This is a genomic window from Ekhidna sp., assembly GCF_039940915.1.
Lineage (GTDB): Bacteria > Bacteroidota > Bacteroidia > Cytophagales > Cyclobacteriaceae > Ekhidna.
In genome coordinates this window covers 2,119,339-2,139,408 of sequence record NZ_JBDVFO010000002.1, presented here as the reverse complement: position 1 = coordinate 2,139,408, position 20,070 = coordinate 2,119,339, and the positions used below count along the sequence as shown (strand labels likewise).

The 20,070-nt window shown below is 40.9% G+C and carries 19 protein-coding genes; 13 read left to right on the top strand and 6 right to left on the bottom strand.

Going from position 1 to position 20,070, the window contains the following annotated elements; all coding sequences use genetic code 11:
• The first annotated feature begins 17 nt into the window (after nucleotides 1-17).
• From ABJF57_RS14550 to ABJF57_RS14540, 3 genes are all read left to right on the top strand, one after another.
• Complete coding sequence (locus tag ABJF57_RS14550) at nucleotides 18-605, top strand: YceI family protein (protein WP_462230340.1); 588 nt, start codon at nucleotides 18-20, stop codon at nucleotides 603-605.
• 3 nt (nucleotides 606-608) lie between these two features.
• Nucleotides 609-1,139: a YceI family protein gene (locus ABJF57_RS14545; RefSeq protein ID WP_462230338.1), complete on the top strand. Its 531-nt coding sequence runs from the start codon at nucleotides 609-611 to the stop codon at nucleotides 1,137-1,139.
• 149 nt (nucleotides 1,140-1,288) lie between these two features.
• A complete protein-coding gene (locus tag ABJF57_RS14540) occupies nucleotides 1,289-1,819 on the top strand; it encodes a T9SS type A sorting domain-containing protein (protein WP_462230336.1) in 531 nt (176 codons plus the stop codon).
• 79 nt (nucleotides 1,820-1,898) lie between these two features.
• On the opposite strand, the gene htpG is transcribed toward ABJF57_RS14540, so the two are convergent.
• Complete coding sequence (gene htpG, locus ABJF57_RS14535) at nucleotides 1,899-3,791, bottom strand: molecular chaperone HtpG (protein ID WP_462230334.1); 1,893 nt, start codon at nucleotides 3,789-3,791, stop codon at nucleotides 1,899-1,901.
• Between the two features lie 164 nt (nucleotides 3,792-3,955).
• Nucleotides 3,956-4,459, bottom strand: coding sequence for a DUF4293 domain-containing protein (locus ABJF57_RS14530; protein ID WP_462230332.1), 504 nt, complete (start codon nucleotides 4,457-4,459; stop codon nucleotides 3,956-3,958).
• Nucleotides 4,460-4,553: 94 nt separating this feature from the next.
• Between ABJF57_RS14530 and truA the strand changes: the two genes are divergently transcribed.
• From truA to ABJF57_RS14515, 3 genes are read left to right on the top strand one after another with little or no spacing between them, the layout of a single operon-like run.
• Nucleotides 4,554-5,342 (top strand): tRNA pseudouridine(38-40) synthase TruA, encoded by a 789-nt coding sequence (gene truA / locus ABJF57_RS14525; RefSeq protein ID WP_462230330.1) that lies wholly within the window; start codon nucleotides 4,554-4,556, stop codon nucleotides 5,340-5,342.
• A gap of 4 nt (nucleotides 5,343-5,346) precedes the next feature.
• Complete coding sequence (locus ABJF57_RS14520; protein ID WP_462230328.1) at nucleotides 5,347-7,116, top strand: ABC transporter ATP-binding protein; 1,770 nt, start codon at nucleotides 5,347-5,349, stop codon at nucleotides 7,114-7,116.
• A gap of 20 nt (nucleotides 7,117-7,136) precedes the next feature.
• Nucleotides 7,137-7,676, top strand: a complete 540-nt coding sequence (locus ABJF57_RS14515; protein ID WP_462230326.1) for a hypothetical protein — start codon at nucleotides 7,137-7,139, stop codon at nucleotides 7,674-7,676.
• Here ABJF57_RS14515 and ABJF57_RS14510 read toward each other — a convergent pair whose 3' ends face one another.
• Nucleotides 7,677-9,461: an ABC transporter ATP-binding protein gene (locus ABJF57_RS14510; protein ID WP_462230324.1), complete on the bottom strand. Its 1,785-nt coding sequence runs from the start codon at nucleotides 9,459-9,461 to the stop codon at nucleotides 7,677-7,679. It abuts the gene before it with no gap.
• Between the two features lie 125 nt (nucleotides 9,462-9,586).
• On the opposite strand from ABJF57_RS14510, the gene ABJF57_RS14505 reads away from it, so the two are divergent.
• The 7 genes from ABJF57_RS14505 to coaE all read left to right on the top strand — a co-directional run bounded on the left by ABJF57_RS14505 (nucleotide 9,587) and on the right by coaE (nucleotide 14,965).
• On the top strand, nucleotides 9,587-10,687 hold the full coding sequence (locus tag ABJF57_RS14505) for a Glu/Leu/Phe/Val family dehydrogenase (protein ID WP_462230322.1): 1,101 nt from the start codon (nucleotides 9,587-9,589) through the stop codon (nucleotides 10,685-10,687).
• An 85-nt stretch (nucleotides 10,688-10,772) separates the two neighbouring features.
• Nucleotides 10,773-11,939 carry a transcription antitermination factor NusB gene (gene nusB / locus ABJF57_RS14500; RefSeq protein WP_462230320.1) on the top strand — a complete coding sequence of 389 codons (1,167 nt, stop codon included), beginning with the start codon at nucleotides 10,773-10,775 and terminating at the stop codon, nucleotides 11,937-11,939.
• A gap of 11 nt (nucleotides 11,940-11,950) precedes the next feature.
• Entirely contained in the window at nucleotides 11,951-12,247 is a 297-nt protein-coding gene (locus tag ABJF57_RS14495; protein ID WP_462230318.1) for a YtxH domain-containing protein, read from the top strand.
• Between the two features lie 140 nt (nucleotides 12,248-12,387).
• On the top strand, nucleotides 12,388-12,921 hold the full coding sequence (locus ABJF57_RS14490; RefSeq protein ID WP_462230316.1) for a DUF1573 domain-containing protein: 534 nt from the start codon (nucleotides 12,388-12,390) through the stop codon (nucleotides 12,919-12,921).
• Between the two features lie 189 nt (nucleotides 12,922-13,110).
• Nucleotides 13,111-13,437 carry a preprotein translocase subunit YajC gene (gene yajC / locus ABJF57_RS14485; RefSeq protein WP_462230314.1) on the top strand — a complete coding sequence of 109 codons (327 nt, stop codon included), beginning with the start codon at nucleotides 13,111-13,113 and terminating at the stop codon, nucleotides 13,435-13,437.
• 9 nt (nucleotides 13,438-13,446) lie between these two features.
• The gene (locus ABJF57_RS14480; protein ID WP_462230312.1) at nucleotides 13,447-14,376 is read left to right on the top strand and encodes a YbbR-like domain-containing protein; all 930 of its coding nucleotides are present in this window, start codon (nucleotides 13,447-13,449) and stop codon (nucleotides 14,374-14,376) included.
• A complete protein-coding gene (gene coaE / locus ABJF57_RS14475) occupies nucleotides 14,369-14,965 on the top strand; it encodes a dephospho-CoA kinase (RefSeq protein ID WP_462230310.1) in 597 nt (198 codons plus the stop codon). The genes ABJF57_RS14480 and coaE overlap by 8 nt, the downstream gene beginning before the upstream one ends.
• Here coaE and ABJF57_RS14470 read toward each other — a convergent pair.
• From ABJF57_RS14470 to ABJF57_RS14460, 3 genes are all read right to left on the bottom strand, one after another.
• A complete protein-coding gene (locus ABJF57_RS14470; RefSeq protein ID WP_462230308.1) occupies nucleotides 14,951-17,509 on the bottom strand; it encodes a WG repeat-containing protein in 2,559 nt (852 codons plus the stop codon). The genes coaE and ABJF57_RS14470 overlap by 15 nt on opposite strands.
• A gap of 240 nt (nucleotides 17,510-17,749) precedes the next feature.
• Nucleotides 17,750-18,901: a hypothetical protein gene (locus tag ABJF57_RS14465; RefSeq protein WP_462230306.1), complete on the bottom strand. Its 1,152-nt coding sequence runs from the start codon at nucleotides 18,899-18,901 to the stop codon at nucleotides 17,750-17,752.
• On the bottom strand, nucleotides 18,898-20,040 hold the full coding sequence (locus tag ABJF57_RS14460) for a hypothetical protein (protein WP_462230304.1): 1,143 nt from the start codon (nucleotides 20,038-20,040) through the stop codon (nucleotides 18,898-18,900). The genes ABJF57_RS14465 and ABJF57_RS14460 overlap by 4 nt, the downstream gene beginning before the upstream one ends.
• Between the last annotated feature and the right edge of the window lie 30 nt (nucleotides 20,041-20,070).

Here is a 20,070-nt window from a genome sequence, read left to right as displayed (position 1 = left end):
AACCTTAAATCAAAAACATGAAAAATCGATTTAAGGTACTTCTTCTGATACTGGCAATCTTCAGCATTACTTCCTCTTCAGCCCAAACATACGTTGTGGATGCGGGGCACTCTTTGTTTCAATCCAAAGTGATTCGTTTTGGCGTGGTACCGGTCGTTGGTAGGTTCACTGATGTTAACGGCTCGTTGACTTTTGATGCGAATGATTTAACCCTGACTAAGGCAGATATTAGCATTAAAGCAGCTAGCTATGAAGCAAATAATGATGCAGGAGAGGAAGCGGTTAGGAGTGCGGCATTTTTAAATGTTGCGGAGTTTCCAGAGATACTTTTTGAGTTAAAGTCTCTGACTGAGCAAGAGGGTGATTATGTGGCTACAGGTACGTTGGAAATTCATGGGGTCAAAAAAGAAATTGAATGCCTTGTGACGATTCTGGGGCCATCAATTGACCTTCCAACTAAGAAGCAATCGGTGGGGATCATGGGAAGTTTAATTATTGATCGAACGGAATTTGAAGTAGGCAGGGAAATGAAGCTTCCTAATGGTACGGTGATTATCGATAATTCTGTTGCGATTGATTTTGTCATTCTTGCTTTGGCAGAGTAAGCCATGTTCTTCCTTAGTTTACTTCTTTTCAATAGTGTTTTTCTTCAGGACCCATCGCTGAATAAGGCCTCTATTTCTTTTGAGATCATGCACATGGGTGTGCTTAAAGTAGAAGGGAAATTTGATGGTGTATCTGGCGAGATAAGACGACTGGGGAAAAATGATTGGGTAATTGAAGGAGAGGTAGATGTACAAAGCATCGATACGGGAAATGCCGCTCGTGACCAGACAATCCTTGGACCGCAATACTTGGATGTAGAAAGTCATCCGGTTATTCCTTTTGTTGCTCAAATGAAAATATTTGAGGAAAAAGGGAAAATTACTGTCGATCTGGAGATTCGAGGACTTAAGCTAAAAATATGTGGAGCTGTTTATGAGGTAGGAGGTAAACTAGTTTCTAATCGGATCCGCTTCAAGAGGAGTGACATGGGTTTAGATTTTGGTTTGATGGATTCTTTGGTTGGAAATGAGATCACCTTCATCATTGATTCAGGAATAGCATTAAGTAAATTGAAATGGTTGAAAGCGCAATAGGTCAAGGATGAATTGGTTTCTTCTGGAGAGGCAAAAACTATTTTACTTTACCGAAACTTACCTTGATCACTTTTTGTATACATGGCTGTTGCGTATTTGAAAGAGATCGCTAACTCTCTTTGCTTGATACTAACAACTGGATGTATCATATGCGTAATCAAGTTTTTTTTTACTTTTTCCTCTTTGCTGTTCTGAATGCAAAAGGTCAATATGATTCGTCATTGTCAGTAAATAAGCGGATAGTTCATCCTGAATCCTACAGTGCTTCCTTAGGAATGCTTCAAGAGATGCAATTATTGCGAGAGCAAAATCAATACTTGATCAAAAAGATTTCAGCATTGGAGGTGGAAGTAGCGAGAATTCAGCAAAATCAAAATCTCAACTTCTTAATGCTAGGAGTTGAGCCCAAAGTAGAGTTGTATCAAAACGCGCCCAATCCTTTTCAGAGTTCGAGCGTCATCACTTACAGAGTTGAAGATATAAGCAATGGTTCGGTTTCTATCTGGATTTACGATATGCGCGGAAATGAAGTGAGGAGGTATGAAAATTTACCTGGCGGACTTTTTAGCCATCGGATCAATGCTAAGGAATTTAAAGCAGGTACATACATCTACCACCTGGTGTTGGCAGGGCAAATAATGAAGAGTAAAATTATGCTTATAAGTAAACAGGAGAAGTGATTACAATAAACCCACTCAACGGAGTGGGTTTATCTTTATTCTGTTGTGCTGATTTATCAGCATGTCTGTTGTCTTAAAATTAACTCAAGCTCAACTCTACACTTCTATTCACAAAGTCTGTAAGATCCTTACCTTGAAGCATGCCTTGTGCAAGCAAGGCAAGATCATACACTTGTTTCGCCAGCTTTTGTTTCTCATCGTCAGAATCAGCTTCAAGAATCTTCTTCGTCATCGCATGGTTTGCATTGACAGCCACAGACAAAGTCATCGGCATATCGCCAAACATCATAGGGCCTCCGCCACCGGTAGCTTGCATGTCTTTCATCCGTCGAATAAACTCTGGCAAAGTGATGGTCACTGGTAAATCATCTGTAGCCATTGGCTCCACGCTTACGCTATTGTTTTTATCATTGATTGCTTTGTCAAAGATTTCTTTCAGACTTTCCTGTTCCTTATCTGACAGAACGGACTCTTTCTTCTCGTCTTTATCAATTAATTTATCAATCACATCTGCATCGACACGCTGAAGCTGGAATTTCTCATTTTTCTGCTCCAGATGATTAATGAAGTGACTGTCGATTGGGCCAGTGAGCTCAATTACATCGTAGCTACGCTTCTTAGCTGTTTCAATATAGCCATGTTGCTTTTCAGGATTTGAAGTATAAAGAGCAACGGCATTTCCATCCTTGTTGGTCTGGTTTGCCTCGATGTGCTTCTTGTATTCTTCAATAGTGAAGTGCTTATCTTCCGTGTTTTTCAACAATACAAAGTCTTTCGCTTTCTCATCAAACTTTTCTTCCGAGATCATACCATATTTCACAAATACACCTATGTCTTCCCACTTCTCTTCATATCCTTTTCTGTCAGTTTTATAAAGCTCAGCAAGCTTATCTGCTACCTTTTTAGTGATGTATCCATTGATCTTCTTCACGTTAGAATCAGATTGCAAGTAACTTCTGGAAACATTCAATGGGATGTCTGGAGAATCAATCACACCATGCAAAAGTTGTAGAAACTCTGGAACGATATCCTTCACTTCATCGGTGATAAAAACCTGACGTGAGTACAGTTGAATTTTATTTTTCTGAAGATCGAAATCTTTTTTCAACTTAGGGAAGTAAAGCACTCCGGTAAGGTTGAAAGGGTAATCTACGTTCAGGTGAATCCAGAAAAGTGGATCTTCACTGAACGGGTATAGTGTCTTGTAGAAATCCAGGTAATCCTGATCGTTCAAATCACTAGGAGACTTGGTCCAAATCGGCTCAGTATCGTTAATGATATTGTCCTCTTTGACCGTCTTGTATTTCACATTTCCATCTTTGTCTTTGCCGTCCTCTACGCTCTTGTCTTTCTGTCCAAACTTGATCTGGATCGGCAAGAACTTAGAATATTTGTCAAGAATACCCTGAAGCCTATGCTCCTCAAGAAACTCTTCTGAATCATCAGCTACATGAAGAATGATATCCGTTCCTCTTTTCTTACGCGTTCCTTTTTTGATTTCAAAATCAGTCTCACCTGTACAAATCCATTTGGCTGGCTCTGAACCATCTTGATGTGATAGCGTATTGATTTCTACTTTCTTCGCTACCATGAAAGCGGAGTAGAATCCAAGACCAAAGTGTCCGATGATCTGCTGGTTGTCTGCCTTGTCTTTGTACTTCTCAACAAACTCAGTAGCTCCGGAGAATGCTATTTGGTTGATGTACTTTTTGATTTCCTCAGCAGTCATTCCGATTCCTTTATCAGAAATTGTGATGGTTTTCTTGTCTTTGTTGAATGACACTTCGACAGCCAAATCACCGAGTTCTCCCGAATATTCTCCAAGGGAAGCTAATTGTTTGATTTTCTGAGTTGCATCTACAGCGTTTGAGACCAACTCACGAAGGAAGATCTCATGATCGGAATAGAGGAATTTTTTAATGATCGGAAATATATTTTCCGTGTGTATTGAGATTGTACCTTTCTCTGCCATTGTCTGATTACAATTTTGTTGTTATTCAAATGGCTTGAAATCAAATTCTATTCCAGAGAGTGAAAACTGACAGGTTGGCAGAACCCCATTGGGGTTTTTAATGGTTAGTTTCTTTGATTTAAAATTTTAGAAACGTCTGTGTGAACTAGAAAACCCCCGAGTTTTTACCTAATTCGATCAGCACTTCTCACCAGCTGTTCATCTTTTCGGATGAAGCGATTGGCCATGAAGTTGTTGAGCATGGCAGCAATGGGCAGATAGAAGCCAATCAAAAATGTGCCTGGGACAGTGGGCTCGAAAAGCCCATTGGCTTTGCTAGTGTATAAATAAGTGCCTACAAGTGTAGCAGCAGTGATCAAAGAAAATAAAGCGTTAAGCTTTACCTGTGTCATTCGGTTCTTATATCGTGAAATTGAGAATAACATCACCAATGCAGCGGCAATTGCGCCAACGGAGAGTAAAAATGTGTCTTGTGTTCCAAGCAGTTGAACCTCTTCGGTGACTGTATTGTGCTGCTCGTAACGCAATTGAAATGCATCCATGATCGCGTATTCGCGCTTTTCAGCCTCAAACTGCTGATCGGATTTTTCCCAGATTGGAAAAAACAACATTAAAATCATCGCGATTGCAGCGATGGTCATGAAGATGGTCTGTACTCGTTGAAGCATAACTTTTCTTTAAAATTTTATGGTTTGGCTGCTTGTCCATTTGGAAAATGATCTTTCTCAATATTAAAACCAACCAATAGTTGGGCAAATATGAGTGGATTTGACGATCAAATGGAAGGAATCCTACAAATTTGTCGCCGTGAGGTATTTCATGGACATCAGTTACAAAGGCACCAACTTCAATGGTTGGCAGATTCAACCCAATGGCGTCACCGTGCAGGAGGAAATTGAAAAGGCATTGTCCACAATCTTGCAGTCCGAAATAGCTATTGTAGGAAGTGGTAGAACCGATACGGGTGTACATGCCACCCATCAAGTGGCACACTTTGATACTGAAAAGGTAGATGTAGAGAAGTTAGTTTTCAAGCTGAACTCATTTCTGAATCAAGATATTTCTATCAATGGGATACGCTCAGTCAGAGAAGATGTCAGCGCACGTTTTGAAGCTACTTCCCGAATGTATCACTACCACATCAATCAGGTGAAGAGCCCCTTCATAAAAGAACTTTCGTATTACTTTCGTCCTGAACTTGATGTGGAAGAAATTAACAAAGCGTGTGAAATAATTAAAGATTGGCAAAACTTTGAGTGCTTTAGTAAGGTTCATACTGAGGTGAATAATTTTAACTGCGAAATCTTTCATGCGCGATGGATACAAGATGGGACTAATCACCGGTTTGAGATTGCAGCCAATCGGTTTTTAAGAGGAATGGTGAGAGCTGTGGTGGGGACATTGCTTGATATAGGAATGGAAAAGACCTCATTGGACAACCTCAGAGAAGTGCTAAAAAGTAATGATCGCAGTAAGGCGGGCAGAGCAGTGCCAGCAGAAGGATTGTTCTTACAAGAAGTGATTTACCCAAAAGATATTTATTTAAACTAAGACATTGGAAAAAGAAAAAGCCAGCGGAAACATTGTAGATCTGAAAGTACTTAGACGCTTGTTTGTTTTCGCTAAACCGTACATTGGAATATTCTACTTTCTGGTTTTCCTAACCGTTTCACTAAGTGTTACTGGCCCCCTTCGTCCTTTTATTATACAAAAAGCAATAGATAACAATGTAGCTCAGGGGGACTATCCAGGTTTGGTGGATATGATTATGCTTTTGATCGGTCTGCTGGTTGTTCAGGCGATCGTGCAATACCTGCATACCTTTTACTCTGGATGGCTTGGACAAAACATCATAAAAGACATTCGCATCAAGCTATATAGACACATCCAAAGCTTAAGACTTACTTTTTTTGACAAGACCCCTATCGGGCGCCTGGTCACTCGAAATGTGTCAGATATCGAGACATTGGCAGAAGTTTTCAGCACAGGGATTGCTGGGATCATCGCGGACGTCATGCAGCTTCTTGTCATCCTTGGATTTATGTTCTGGCTGAATTGGTCATTGACCTTGGTTAGCTTGTCCTTACTGCCTGTCTTGCTCTTTGCTACCTACATTTTCAAAGAAAAAATCAAGGTGGCCTTCAATGAGGTACGAGCTGCTGTTTCTAATCTAAACTCATTTGTACAAGAGCACATTACGGGGATGAACATTGTGCAAATTTTCAATAGTGAAAAACGTGAATTTGAAAAATTTAAAGAGATCAATAAGGAGCACAGAAAAGCCAATATTAATTCAGTGCTCTACTACGCAATCTATTTCCCCGTTTCAGAGGTGATTCAGGCAGCAGGCATTGGTTTGATCGTATGGTACGGAGGAGGTCAATTGGTGCAAGGGAATGTTGAGTTTGGGATGCTAATTGCGTTTATTCTATATCTCCAGATGTTCTTCCGACCCATACGAATGATTGCAGATCGATTCAACACATTGCAAATGGGCATTGTTTCTTCTAACCGAATTCTGGATCTTTTGGACAACGAAGATCACATTCAAGACAATGGAGCACACGAACCAAATGAAGTAAATGGAGATGTAAAATTTGAAAATGTTTCTTTCGCATACGTTGAAGAAGACTATGTGCTCAACGACATTTCTTTTGAGGTAAATCAAGGAGAGACCATTGCGTTGGTTGGAGCAACAGGGGCCGGGAAGTCTTCTGTGATCAACCTACTGAGTAGGTTTTACGAAATCAATAAGGGAAACATCTATGTAGATGGCACGGATGTTCGGGAGTATAATCTATCCAACCTCCGGAATCACATTGCAGTAGTACTTCAGGATGTTTTCTTGTTTTCCGATTCCATTCTCAACAACATTACCCTGAGGAATCCAGACATTTCGAGAGAAAAAGTAAGAGAGGCGGCAGAGATGGTCGGCGCACTTCCCTTCATTGAAAAACTGCCCGGTGGTTTCGACTACAATGTCATGGAGCGTGGAGCTACATTATCAGTAGGTCAGCGGCAGTTGATTTCATTTGTGCGTGCCATGGTCTACGATCCCAAAATCATTGTGTTGGATGAAGCCACCTCATCTGTAGATACAGAGACCGAGGAGCTTATTCAAGCGGCTATCCAGAAGATGATGCATGGGCGAACGTCCATTGTCATAGCCCATCGACTGTCGACCATCCAGAACGCGAAGCAGATTTTGGTTTTGGAAAAGGGCGAGATCGTAGAGCAAGGAAATCATGAAGAACTCTTAGATAAAAACGGCTACTATGCACAGCTGCATCAAATGCAGTATAAAGAGGTAGCTAAAGCAGTTTGATTCACCACTATATTTGAACCATGAAGCGAACAAAGCAACTTTACTTAGTCATCATCATTGCTTGCTTGATCATCATTGCCTGGAGCACGTATTACACCCTTGGAGGATTTGAGCCTGTCGAAATATATGTGATGGAGGTAAAGGAGCGCACGGTTATAGGCAAAGAGTACATTGAAAAATATCATTATGCCGATTTTAGTGACCGAATAGAGGCTGCTAAAATCGAGGTAGACTCCGGAAGATTGAAAGGCATGCTCACCGTTATTTTCTTTCAAAATGATACCATTGGGATAGATTCTGCCCACTATTTCATTGGAGCTTCTCAGGATGAGATTAAAGATGTCTTGCGAGTTCCAGCTGGCTATTCCTATAAAGAATTTAGAGCGAATAAGGTCTTCAAAATATTCATGACTCAACATGAGTTGGTTCGGCCAAGGCCAGAAAAGGTTGCGGAGCTTGTACAAGTAAAAGCGATTGAGGAGGGCGCAGTGCTACAGCCATTTTCGTTTGAACTTTATTACCCAGATCGAAGCTTTAGTGTAGAATATTGGGCGAGGTAGCTAAGCCACCTCTTCGCCAGCAAGCTGCTTATCGTGAAGGTCCTTGTATGCCCCTCCCTTGGCAAGAAGCTCATCATGTGTCCCTTGCTCCACAATTATACCATCGTCCAGCATGACCACCTTATCAGCAAGCTTTGCAGACGAAACTCTGTGTGAAATAATGATGGAAGTTCGCCCTTGCATAATTCGCTGCATGGCATTTAGGATTGCATTCTCTGTTTTGGTGTCTACCGCTGACAATGCATCGTCAAGGATCAATATCTTTGGTGATCGAGCAATGGCCCGAGCAATGGAAACACGCTGCTTCTGACCACCAGAGAGCGTAATTCCTCGTTCTCCTAAACGAGTCTGGAACCCATCTTTAAACTCCTTAATGTTGGTCAGTACATCAGCATCTTCAGCTGCTCGCTCTATTTCCATCTTACTCATCTCTTTATTTCCGAAGGAGATGTTATTTTCGATGGTGTCTGAAAACAAGAAAACATCTTGTGGCACATATCCGATCTGGCTTCTGAGAGACGAAATATCGTATTCCTTCACACCTATCGAGTCAATGGCTATTTTGCCTGTATCAATATCATACAGTCGACAGATCATATTTGCAATGGTGCTTTTCCCTGATCCTGTAGTTCCTACAATAGCGATAGACTCGCCTGGGCGTACATCAAAAGAAACATTTTTCAATGCGTTGATGCCAGAATCCGGATAGGTGAAACTCACATCGTCAAAAACGATATGCCCTTCTATTTCGCGAGCAATATGCTTCTCAGAAATAATATCTGTTTTGGTGCCTAAGAATTCGTTGACCCTTCTTTGCGACGCAGCAGCTCGCTGAATGATCGATGTAATCCACCCCAGTGCAGTAACTGGCCAAGTCAGCATGTTTACATAGATGATGAACTCGGCAATGTTGCCTGTACTTACTTCACCGTTAAACACCTGAATGGAGCCCACCCAAATGGTTAATATAACACTGAGGCCAATCAAGGCCATGATCAAAGGCATGAATAACGCTTGTACAAAAGCAAGTTTCAACGACTTATCCCTGTAGTCAATACTTTCAGTTTCAAAATTTTGGGCCACTTGTTCTTCGCGTACAAATGCTTTGATAACCCGAATCCCTGAAAAGGCCTCTTGTACATAGGTGGAAAGACCCGATAGGCTTTCCTGAATTTCTGTAGATCGCTTGTTGATGATGTTACTAACAAAATAGATGCTCACAGAAAGGATAGGTAGGGGAAGGAGAGAATAGAGCGTGAGTGTTGGATTGATGGATATCATGAAAGGAATCACCATTAAGAAAAGGGTGAATAAGTTGATTCCATACATAATAGCAGGGCCGACGTACATCCGCACTTTGCTCACATCTTCAGAAATTCGTGCCATTAAATCCCCTGTATTATTCTTTCGATAGAAGCTGAGAGGTAAGGTTTGATAATGTTCATAAATCTCGTTTTTAAGATCATACTCTACTCGCCTGGACATCACGATGATTGTCTGACGCATGAAGAATAGGAAAACTCCGCGAAGCAAAGCTGAAACAAGGATGGATGCGGCCAGAATAATAATGCTTGACCCGAGAATTCCGATGGTCTCAGATTGTAATTCAAAACCATTGAAAGAGGAGAATATTCCGTAGCTCCGTTGTAAAATATCAAAAGCATATCGAACAATTACTGCGGGAACAATCGCAAAGAAATTTGCAATAATGATGAATAAGGCACCGAAAATTAGGTGAAACTTATATTTGAGTAGGTATTTATTAAGGTAGCCTAGGTCTTTCACAGAATTTTATAAACGCTTGATAGCCAATGTGTTTTAGTTAAAAAAAGATATTTTTGCAGCCTCTTTTATTCCAGTGCAACTACACAGGTGAGAGAAGGTTCAAAATTAGAATAAAGTTCATTACAATGGTAGAAACACAACCCGAAGTAAAATCGAACAGCGTGTTCGATCAAATGGCCAGTCTGGATCACGAACAAGTGGTCTTCTGTAAAGATGAGCAAACTGGACTGAAAGCAATCATTGCTATTCACAATACCGTTCTGGGCCCCTCAATGGGCGGTACACGCATGTGGAATTATGCGTCTGATGAAGAAGCGCTGAATGATGTATTGAGGCTTTCACGAGGAATGACCTTTAAGTCCGCTTTAGCTGGTTTGAATATTGGTGGAGGCAAGGCGGTCATTATTGGAGACGCCAGAAAGATAAAAAACGAGTCTTTGATGCGTCGATTCGGGAAGTTTGTAAACAGCCTCAATGGAAAGTACTACACTGCTGAAGACATGAACATCAGCATGAGAGACATTGAGTACATGAGCATGGAAACCCCATTTGTTGTAGGCAAACCGGAATACATGGGTGGCTCGGGAGATCCAAGCCCTATGACAGCTTATGGCGTTTACATGGGGATGAAAGCTGGCGCTAAAAAAGCATACGGTAATGATTCGTTGGTAGGAAAAAATATTTTGGTGCAAGGAGCAGGCCAGGTTGGAAAGTATTTGGTTGACCACTTGATCGAAGAAAATGCCAATGTGTTCATTGCGGACATTTTTGAAGATAAAATCAAAGCGATTACTGATAAGCACCCGAATGTTTCTGTGGTAGACCCAAATAAGGTCTTCCAGATGGAAATGGACGTCTATGCTCCTTGCGCAATGGGTGCAACCTTGAATGATGCTTCTATTGCAGAGCTGAAATGTGCCGTAGTAGCTGGAGCAGCCAACAATCAGCTGGCGGATGAGCAGAAGCACAGCGCCATGCTCAACGATCACGGAATCGTATATGCACCGGATTTCTTGATCAATTCAGGCGGTATTGCGAATGTTTATCACGAATATCTAGGGAACTACAATAAAGATCGAGTGATTGTATCCACCGAACATATTTACGATGTTTGCTTGGATGTTTTGAATCATGCAGACGAAAACAAGATTGGCTCACATGAGGCGGCATTGGAACTTGCACTTAGAAGAATCGATCAGATAGGAAAAGTAAAGCTTGGAGAATAAAATTTAATCCAGCAACTTCAGCATCCACAAGAGGAGACTGTAATTATTGAAATAAAGGAAGTAGAAAGGCAATCAGCTAAATAACATGCTAAATAGAAGGATACTCAGAGTAAAGGCCATGCAGGCATTGTATGGACATTTCACAGCGGTAGAATCACTGCGAGAAGTGAAAAGAAACGAGTTGGAAGAGATGCATGCATTGGATCCCGCCAAGCATGATTTTGCCGATAAGGGACTCTTTGAAGAGCGCAAAAAGCAGGCTGTGAAGCTTTTCAATGAAAATATACTAACTGGAAAAGTTGGTAAAGCAGAAGGAGTAGAAGCAGAGGTCATTGAAAATGTAAATACGGCACTCACTGAATATGAAAATCTCATTCAAAAAGAGGCCAGAGTCCGAAAAAATGATATGATGAAGGAAGCCGAGCGGCTTCAAGACACTTACATTAAGCTGCTTTTACTTCCAATTGAAATAGAGCAACGAGAAAAACTTGATCAGGAGAAGGAGGATAAAGCATACATAGCGAAAGAGAAAAAGATTTACCCTTTTATTGGGAATGATCTTGTCAGACAGCTCAAGGAGTCTGAGCTGCTGCAGAAAGAAGCAGCAAGATTCAGTGTTTCCTGGGATAATGAGCACCAAGATATTAAGTCATGGTATCGGGATCAAATAAGAGCTGCTGAGCCACTGCAACATTTTTTTGGAGGTGAAAAAATGGCAGACCTTCCTGAAAATGACATTGTCCTTGAGTTATTTAAACGCGTGGTTTTTAAGAATGAGGCGATCGCTTCGTTTCTGGAGAGCAACCACCTGCAGTGGGTAGAAAATCAACCAATTGTGAAGAGCATGGTTGTGAAAACCATAAAAGCATTGCAAGATGGAGATGACTTTGAACTTGCAGAATTGACCAAGAATGGAGATGAAGATTTCAAGTTTTTGGAACGATTGTTTATGGATACCATTAATCAGAATGAGTTTCTGGAAGAGATCATTCAAGACAAAACCATGAATTGGGATGTCGACCGTATTGCATTGACCGATCGAGTGATACTTAAGATTGCTTTAGTGGAAATGATGAATTCTCCAAGTATACCGGTGAAAGTGACAATTAATGAAGCGATAGAAATATCGAAGATGTACAGCACGCCCAAAAGCAAACAATTTGTAAACGGTGTTTTGGATGTACTATCAAACGAGCTAACTTCGAGTGGTAAAATTCGTAAGAGCGGTAGAGGCCTTATCGATAACAAATAAAAATTATTATTATGAGCAAATCAGGTGGTTCTTTTTTTGCGTTTCTCTTAGGTGTAGTTACAGGAGGTGTACTGGGGATCCTATATGCTCCAGACAAAGGCACAAATACTCGCGATAAGCTTACGTTCCAACTGGATAAGCTAAAGAAACAACTTGAAGGCTTTGTTGATGAAGTGACCGATGGAAAAGCCGTTTTCGAAAACGATGCAAAAAATCAAGGGGAGAAGATTGTGAAGGATGCTAAAGACAAAGCAGAACGTCTGTTAGATGACGTAAACGGCCTTATTAGCCAGATCAAGAAAAACTAAATACCGCGTTAACAATTCATTAGGAGTATTGAAACTATATCTTCTTTAGATTTGTATTCCATTCATTGGAAAAACTAGTAGAGTAGTAAAGTAAGCATGATTTATCATGCTTTTATGTGATCATTAAAAAACAAACACACATGAAAATAGCAAAAATCTTATTAGGAGTGATTGTGGCAGCTGGTATGGTTGGCTGTGGCAATAGTGAATTAGAATCCAGAATTACAAAGCTGGAAGGGAAAGTAGCAGCTCTAGAAGGCAAAGGTGGAGTAGCCAGAGCTAATCCTACGGCTCAACCAATAGCAGTTAATAATCCAGTACCTGCCACTCCTGCAGAAAAGCCTGAGGGCCCACTTCCGGCATTCCAGTTTGAAGAAAAACTTCATGATTTCGGTACCATTAAAGATGGTGATGTAGTTGAGCATATTTTCTCTTTTGTAAACAATGGACAGGCTCCGTTGATTATTACAGATGCGAAAGCGACATGCGGATGTACTGTGCCAGAATGGCCAAAGACACCAATAGCTGTTGGAGAAACAGGTCAAATCAAGGTTAGATTCAACAGTAAAAACAAGCCAGGTGTTCAAAATAAGACGGTGACACTCACTGCAAACACATGGCCAGCTACTCAAAGAGTTCAAATTAAAGCGAATGTGGTGAAGGAGGGAGAGTAATTCTCCGTTTAGCACATCAAATTTTATTAACATTGCCCCTGATTTCCATGTTGGAAGTCAGGGGCTTTTTTATTTGAAAAAATATCAACATGAAATGAGCACAAATAGGGCATCTCCTACTTTACTTTCACAAGGGAGATGAGGCGTTTGAGGCATTCCATGGGACAGTTGAAAATCTAATTAATACACATGAATACAGTTTTATTACAAGCTGGTGGAAGTGATTTCACCTCGTTTTTACCGATCATTGGAATGATCGCCATTTTCTATTTCTTCTTTATACGTCCTCAGCAGAGAAAGCAAAAAGAGACAAAGAAGTATCTACAAGAAATAAAGAAAGGAGAAATGGTGGTCACGGTCGGGGGCATCCATGGAAAAATCGTAGAGGTATCTGATACCACTGTACTTGTCGACGTAGATAGAGGTACTAAATTATTGGTGGAGAAAGCGTCTATCTCGTTAGAAGCGAGCAAGAAGCTGAATACCCCTGCTGTCGAGAAAAAAGAAAAAAAATAAGTTAATCTTATGGGTATACCCAAGATTTTAGGAAACTGGAAGGTAGTGGTGCTCTCATTTTTGGGAGCCACTACCTTTTGGTTTTTTAGCGCCTTGGGGAAAGACTATAACTATCGCATTCAATATCCCATTGAATTTGTATATGACCAGGATAGTTTGGTGGAAATTAAACCCTTGCCGAATTATGTAGATATTGATGTAGCTGGCGGTGGTTGGGATCTATTCAAAGAATCATTTTGGTTTGGAAGTGATCCGATAAAAATTGAACTGGAAAACCCAGCGGCTATAAGATACCTCACACGCCCAACCATTTTGCCAATTATTTCGGAGCAATTAAATGACTTCCGTATTAATTTCTTGTTTACGGATACACTTTATATTGATATTGACCGAAAAGTATCTAAGAAAGTAAATCTTGCAATTGACTCTCTTGGAGTAAGTATGGATGCCGACTATCGAATCATTTCCTCGATCACCCTTAGGCCAGACACAGCCACTATCTTCGGCCCTAAAAGCTTCATTGATACACTTGGTAACCAATATGTGATAAAACTAGATGCTGATGAAATCGATAAGGCATTTGATAGATTCGTAAAGCTTGGACTGCCTGAAGCATGGGAGATTCAGTCAGCACCACCAACAGTAAATGTTCAATTTGAAGTGGATCGATTTGATCAACTGGAATTGCCAGCTAAGGTTGAACTTCAAAATTTCCCTGATGACTCTTCAGTTTATGCGACTGACCCCAATATTACGGTTCGTTTCGTGGTTCAACGAGAGCTTAGAGAGGAATACTTTTCCACAGATTTTAAAATCGTTGTAGATTATAACCTGATAAATCCTCGAGATTCGACGGCTCCTGCAATTGTGATTTATCATCCTGAAAGCGTCATAGAGGTGGTGACTTTACCAGACTCTTTGTCAATCACATATGAGTAATCGACCACCCATATTGGGAGTCACGGGAGGCATCGGTTCAGGTAAGTCCACTGTTTGTAAGGTATTTGAAACATTAGGTGCTATTACCTATTATGCTGACAATCGAGCCAAATGGCTCATGTCAAATGATGGAGCCTTAGTTGATGAGATCAAGCAATTGTTTGGAGAAAATGCATTTAAAGCTGGAGTACTTGATAGGAAATATATTGCAGATATTGTCTTCAAAGATCAAACCGTACTTGAGCGATTAAATGAACTTGTACATCCAGCGGTTGCTAAGGACGTCATACAATGGATAGATGACAATAAGGAGGCACCTCTGCTATTAAAAGAAGCCGCTTTACTTTTCGAGACGGGTTCTTACAAGCAACTAGATAAAACCATTCTGGTCACCGCTCCTGCAGATATGAGAATTCAGCGGGTACTCCAAAGGGATGTCCATAGGCCGGAGAGCGAAGTTCGGTCGATTATGGATAAGCAGATGAGTGATGCTGATAAAATTCCCCTTGCCGATTACATCATCGAAAATGATGGCAAGCAATCTGTCATTAAGCAGGTAATGGATGTTTACCGCTCAATCATCGCATAAAATGCCTTCAAATTCCTCTCGGGTATAGGCTTTGGAATGGATTAATACTCCCTTTTCATTCACATAGCTAACCACATGAAAACCTGCTTTGTCGAGGTGCTGATCAGCAAAGATCAAGGGGTTTTCTTCTGATCCGATGTTCAAAATATCAGTGAATTCCGCTTCTAAAAGAACACCAAATGCGTTGCTAAATAGGCCATACCTACCGTTTTTAATAAATCGGTAAATCGAATGACTGTCATTGTTTGAGAAAAGTGTTACACTTTCAATGGCATCATAAAGTGGTTCTTCCTCCCGATTAATGATGAAGAATTGTTCCTCTTTCTTTACTAGAAATGAAGTGTCATTCCAAAATGTGATTTTGTCATAGTCAAATGAGATTACTTCCGTTTTATTGCGATCAATAACTCCAAATTTGCCCTCTTTTTTCACAAGGTAATGGCTGCTCAATCGCACAACGCGTGCATCGTATTCAGTAGGGATAAGTTCATTTATCAGTAAGTCGAAGCACCCAATCTTTCCATCAATGAGTGTTAAGATAAGCCCGTCTTTTTCATCCAGGGAATCAAAGACGGGATTCAATACCCAATCTCCATTGACGTTTATCAATCCTTGTTTTCCTCGTATTTGTACACGGATGAGGGTGTCATTAAGAAAGGATGCCTTTTGAAATTTACCCGTGATAATTTCCTTGCCATTCGGATCGAAAATGGTCATTTGCTCTTCATTAATCAGATTCAGAAATCCTTCTCTATTTTGAAAGGTGCGTATGCGCTCGTCGGTTATCGGAATTTTTTCGCCAGAAGTGAATAGAAGAGTTTTTTCGTCATTATTCAGCACCATTGCTGAATAATCATTCACTAGCTTGATGGAGTCGTATCTTGATGGCGATAATGTTCCTCGTCCAGGGATCAGCATCCAATCCAACTCAGTTTTAAGTGCCAACCAGCCAGCATTTGATTCCATGTATGAAAAGATACGAGTCATTATATCTTCTTCAGACTTGCTGTAAAATTGGTAGCCTTGATCGGATCGAAGGTACCAGCCAGAAGCTTCCGGGTAAATTTCATATTCTCCCCATGGGATCAGGAAGTTAAGTGTCGAGTCGAGGAGGCATTCCCTTGCACCTCTAAAGCCGATCAATTTGTTTTTATCGACCAGTTCAATATCATCGAACTTGAATTCGAGAGAAACTCCTCTTTCTTCAATTTCAGAGAGAATGAGCGCTTCTGTGTAAACGGCCAGGAGATCATTTTTTTCAAAGACCCAGAAAGCTTCAAGCTTAGAAATGCCATCATAGATCGGTTCTGCTACTTGTAGCCCCATGTAGCTGAAAAGTCCCCAGTAATTTTCACTTTTCACTTTTATCCATTTGTTGGCAATGATTTCGGCGGCTTCTACGGGTCGGTCAATGATTTTAAATCCACTCTTGTGATATAGGTACCAGTCGCCTTCCTGATTGATTAACCCAACATCGTCACTTACGCTACGGTAGCCATCAATATCGCTTAATACAGTCGTGCCGTTTTTGGTAAGAATGAGTCCTCCATTTTTATCTTCAGCATATATCCAATCATCCTTTGTAAGCTCACATTTATAATCAGGGTAAATCTCTTCATATAAAGATTCAATTCTCGACTGTCCCCATTGGTCATAAAAGCCGTAGAGATCATTTTGAATAACAGGATAAAGCGCTACTTGTGAGAGAGAACGTGCTCCACTCAAAGAATCTTGGTTCGGATGAGACAGAAGATCTTGTTTATTTGAAAGGTAAAAGAGCACGTCTGCAGCCTTTTTTTTGAGGGCCTTTGTTTGAGCGAAGGAAATAAAGTCATGATAATTTTGCTTATCATGCGAAGCAGTAGACCCCTTCAGTACATAGCTCTCAATCTTAGCAAGATGCCTGGAAGAGGGGTATTCTTTGTGAAACGCATAGTGATCTTTTAAATCACCATTTGCATTTAGGAAGGCATATCGCATGTCATCAAGAATTGAATCTGCCTGATGCCTGAAAGCAGATGCGGGGTTGTCTTCAAGGAAGGCTACTAACTTAATCTCCTGCTCAGACAATCGGGCTTGTCGGAATTTGATACTGTCAATTTTGTAGACAAGTAGATCGTCATAGATTGAATTGGGAAATTTCTTCTGAAAGCTTTGTGCCTCACTTACCGAAAGCTCCCGCAATGTATTTTGAAAAGCCTGATCTCGAATATTCTCATGCAGGAGATCAATCGTGTCTAGTGTTATCCCTACTTTGATGATTTCTTCTTTAAGTTCTTGAGGTGCTTCATTGAACTTCTCTTTGGCATTTTCAATTGCTATCCGCGCGCTATCGAGGTGGTATTTTGCGTATGCTTCTTCAAAAAGTAATTTGGCATGGTAATAGGAAATTCCAGGATTATTGGGCTCTTTTTCATATCCTTTAATGATTAGCTCATACGCTTTTTCATACTCTTTTTTGTCCATCGCTTTTTGAATACGATCGAGCGCCCCAAAAAAGAGTGAATGTGATAGAAGAAGAAAAAAAGCGATTTGCTTGATCATTGTTGGCAAATTAACGCAACGAAAGTCATCTCTGTTAGGTAAGATCATAACAAACTTTCAATGAATAATTTCCGAGGAATACAAAAAAAATACCAGTTATTGGTTTATATTAGCTGTCTACATTTACAGGCGAGTAAATTAGGCGGTGATTAGATTCGACACTTGTCGAATCGAAAGTTCGATCCAACCAGCACATTGGGATCGGCTATGGGAGTACCAAGGTGCTCCCTTTTTTTATGCCTATTGTACTTTGAAAGTCAACATGATTTCTTTGCTGGATTCTACCCTTGTTTCCCCGTCTAAGTCAAAGGCATAGAGCGGAGTATTGCCGCAGACGTCTTCCAACCGTGGGTCGATGTGTAGTTCCAAATCTGTAGACCCATCAGGCCTCCACAGAATTTTCATTTCCTCAGGACTGGTAAATTCTACCTGAGAAGGCAGAATTTTTCCTTCCTTATTTCGAATAAAAAGCATACGCTTTGCCAGTGGTTGATCCAGCGGGTGATCTGTAACGATGGTCAAAATGCCGATCTGGTTTTGTTCCGCTTTCAGTGCCCACAGATTCACGTTAATTGCTTTTCTGAGCGGATTGGAGGCATTGATAGGGCGCGAAAAACTGTCTTTCAATGGCTCACCACTCGCACCTTTCCATTTTGAATCGATCTTTAAGGTGTACACATTGCCAGCACGAAGAATATCACCTTCGGTCATGTTGGGCCCCACTCCTTGTTTAATTCTGCCTGGATGAAGAAGCAAGGTCAACCTTGTTCGGTCTATGTTCCAAAGCCCCTCGGGGACAATCACGAATGGATCTACTAGCGTCTTTCCTTCGCTATCCTCGATCTTAATGAAGTCATATGGATTCTCCAGGCCCATTGGGGAAGAGAAGTATACATAAAACCTGAGCAGGTTGGCCGGAACAATCTCCAAATTGGGTATTACCGAAGTTATTTCTGGTTGGGTGGTCTCGGGAGGCTCAAAGGACACTATATCACTGTAAACCGCCTGTTCAGCGAGTTGACTAGATAAGAGCTGCGCAAGGTTGGGATACGAGAAAGTGACAATGTATCTAACCTTGGCATCCGGCAGAAACTTTGGAGAAAACTCCAGGTGATTATTTACAATTTTATATGACCCCAGAACTGCCGGACCATTTGGATTGGTCTTTACATGATAGAAAGTAGCCCATTGTTCAAAAGTGAAGTTTTGTTTTTGAATTAAGTCAACGATGGATTCAGGTACCAGGCGGGTCGTTATGCTACCATAATTCGCTGTTTGTGGCAAAGTTTGAGCTGAAAAGAAACTTTGCGCTGAGACAAAATTGATTGTCAATAAAAAACAAAGGAGGCTGTAAGAGCCTCCTTTTATTATACTAGAAATTGTAATTTTCATGGATATAGCCACTCTTTTGATAGTGAAGTTAACACAAGCTTTCCGTTTGGTAATCGTTGTGTAGCGAGAATATACTTCGAGTTGAAATCTGCGAGCTGCTGAACACCACTACCGGAACGTGGTGTATACTTAACGCCTGCAAGGTACCCTTCGACCTCCTCGGTAATTTCACCTTTATAATTGGCAATATCTTCTGGATCAAACAGTAGCAGCGGCAATGCGCTATTGGACATCAATATGTAGTCTTTGCCATTGTTTTCATATAAAACCATGTCTATTGGAAAGTTTCCTGCTCCGAATTCTGCTACGGTTCGGCCCTTTACATGTTGATTGCTTTCTAAAGATTTAGCATCAATGGTCACTAAAGGTGTGCAGAGATAAGCCGCCAATAGTTGCTTTTGATCATTGAGCTGGTAAGGTAGAAAGGCTCTTATGGGGGATGCCGTTTCCCATTTTCCATGTGCGCCATGAAAAATCTCAAGCGTATTTGCGCTCACATCCTTTGAAAATGGATATGATGAAGTCCATAGTGCGGCACGAAACTCTTCATTGGAAAGACCTGAGACATAAATTTTACCATCATCGAAGGCGATATCTGTGATTGCATCTGATCTCAGCTTTGCTCCTTTTTTCCACCGATGGGCAACGTTTGCATCTATGGGATTCGGAATTGAGATACTGGAGAATTCTATGTTTTCAAGACTTGCCTCTGACATTTCTCCTGAAGGGGAGACTTTGATTAGGATATCAGCATCTACCAGATCATTTGGAGTTTCCCATCTGGATGTCCATTTGGCTCTGCCTCTGGAGACGCTCATGTAAATGTTTTGAGAGATTGGATTGACAGCCATATCATGGATCATGATGTTGTCCGCCGTAGTACCAAGCATGCCAGCAAGTTTATCTTCGAGATCAAGCATGTTCAACGCCTTATCATTGCTGCTAACCTGGCTATCGTTGAGATCTATCGCATAAATGGTTCCTCCTTTTGAGTCGCCAATGAAAAGGATACCTTCTTCATTAAACTCCAAGACTGAAATTGAAACAATGGCTGGAGTTCCTTTCTTCATTCCTGGGTCTTTTGCCAAAGTTGTTAGAGCAAAAAAGACCAGTGCAAAAATTGTAATTGTACGTTGCATGGATATTTACTTTAGTGAGATTGATTATTA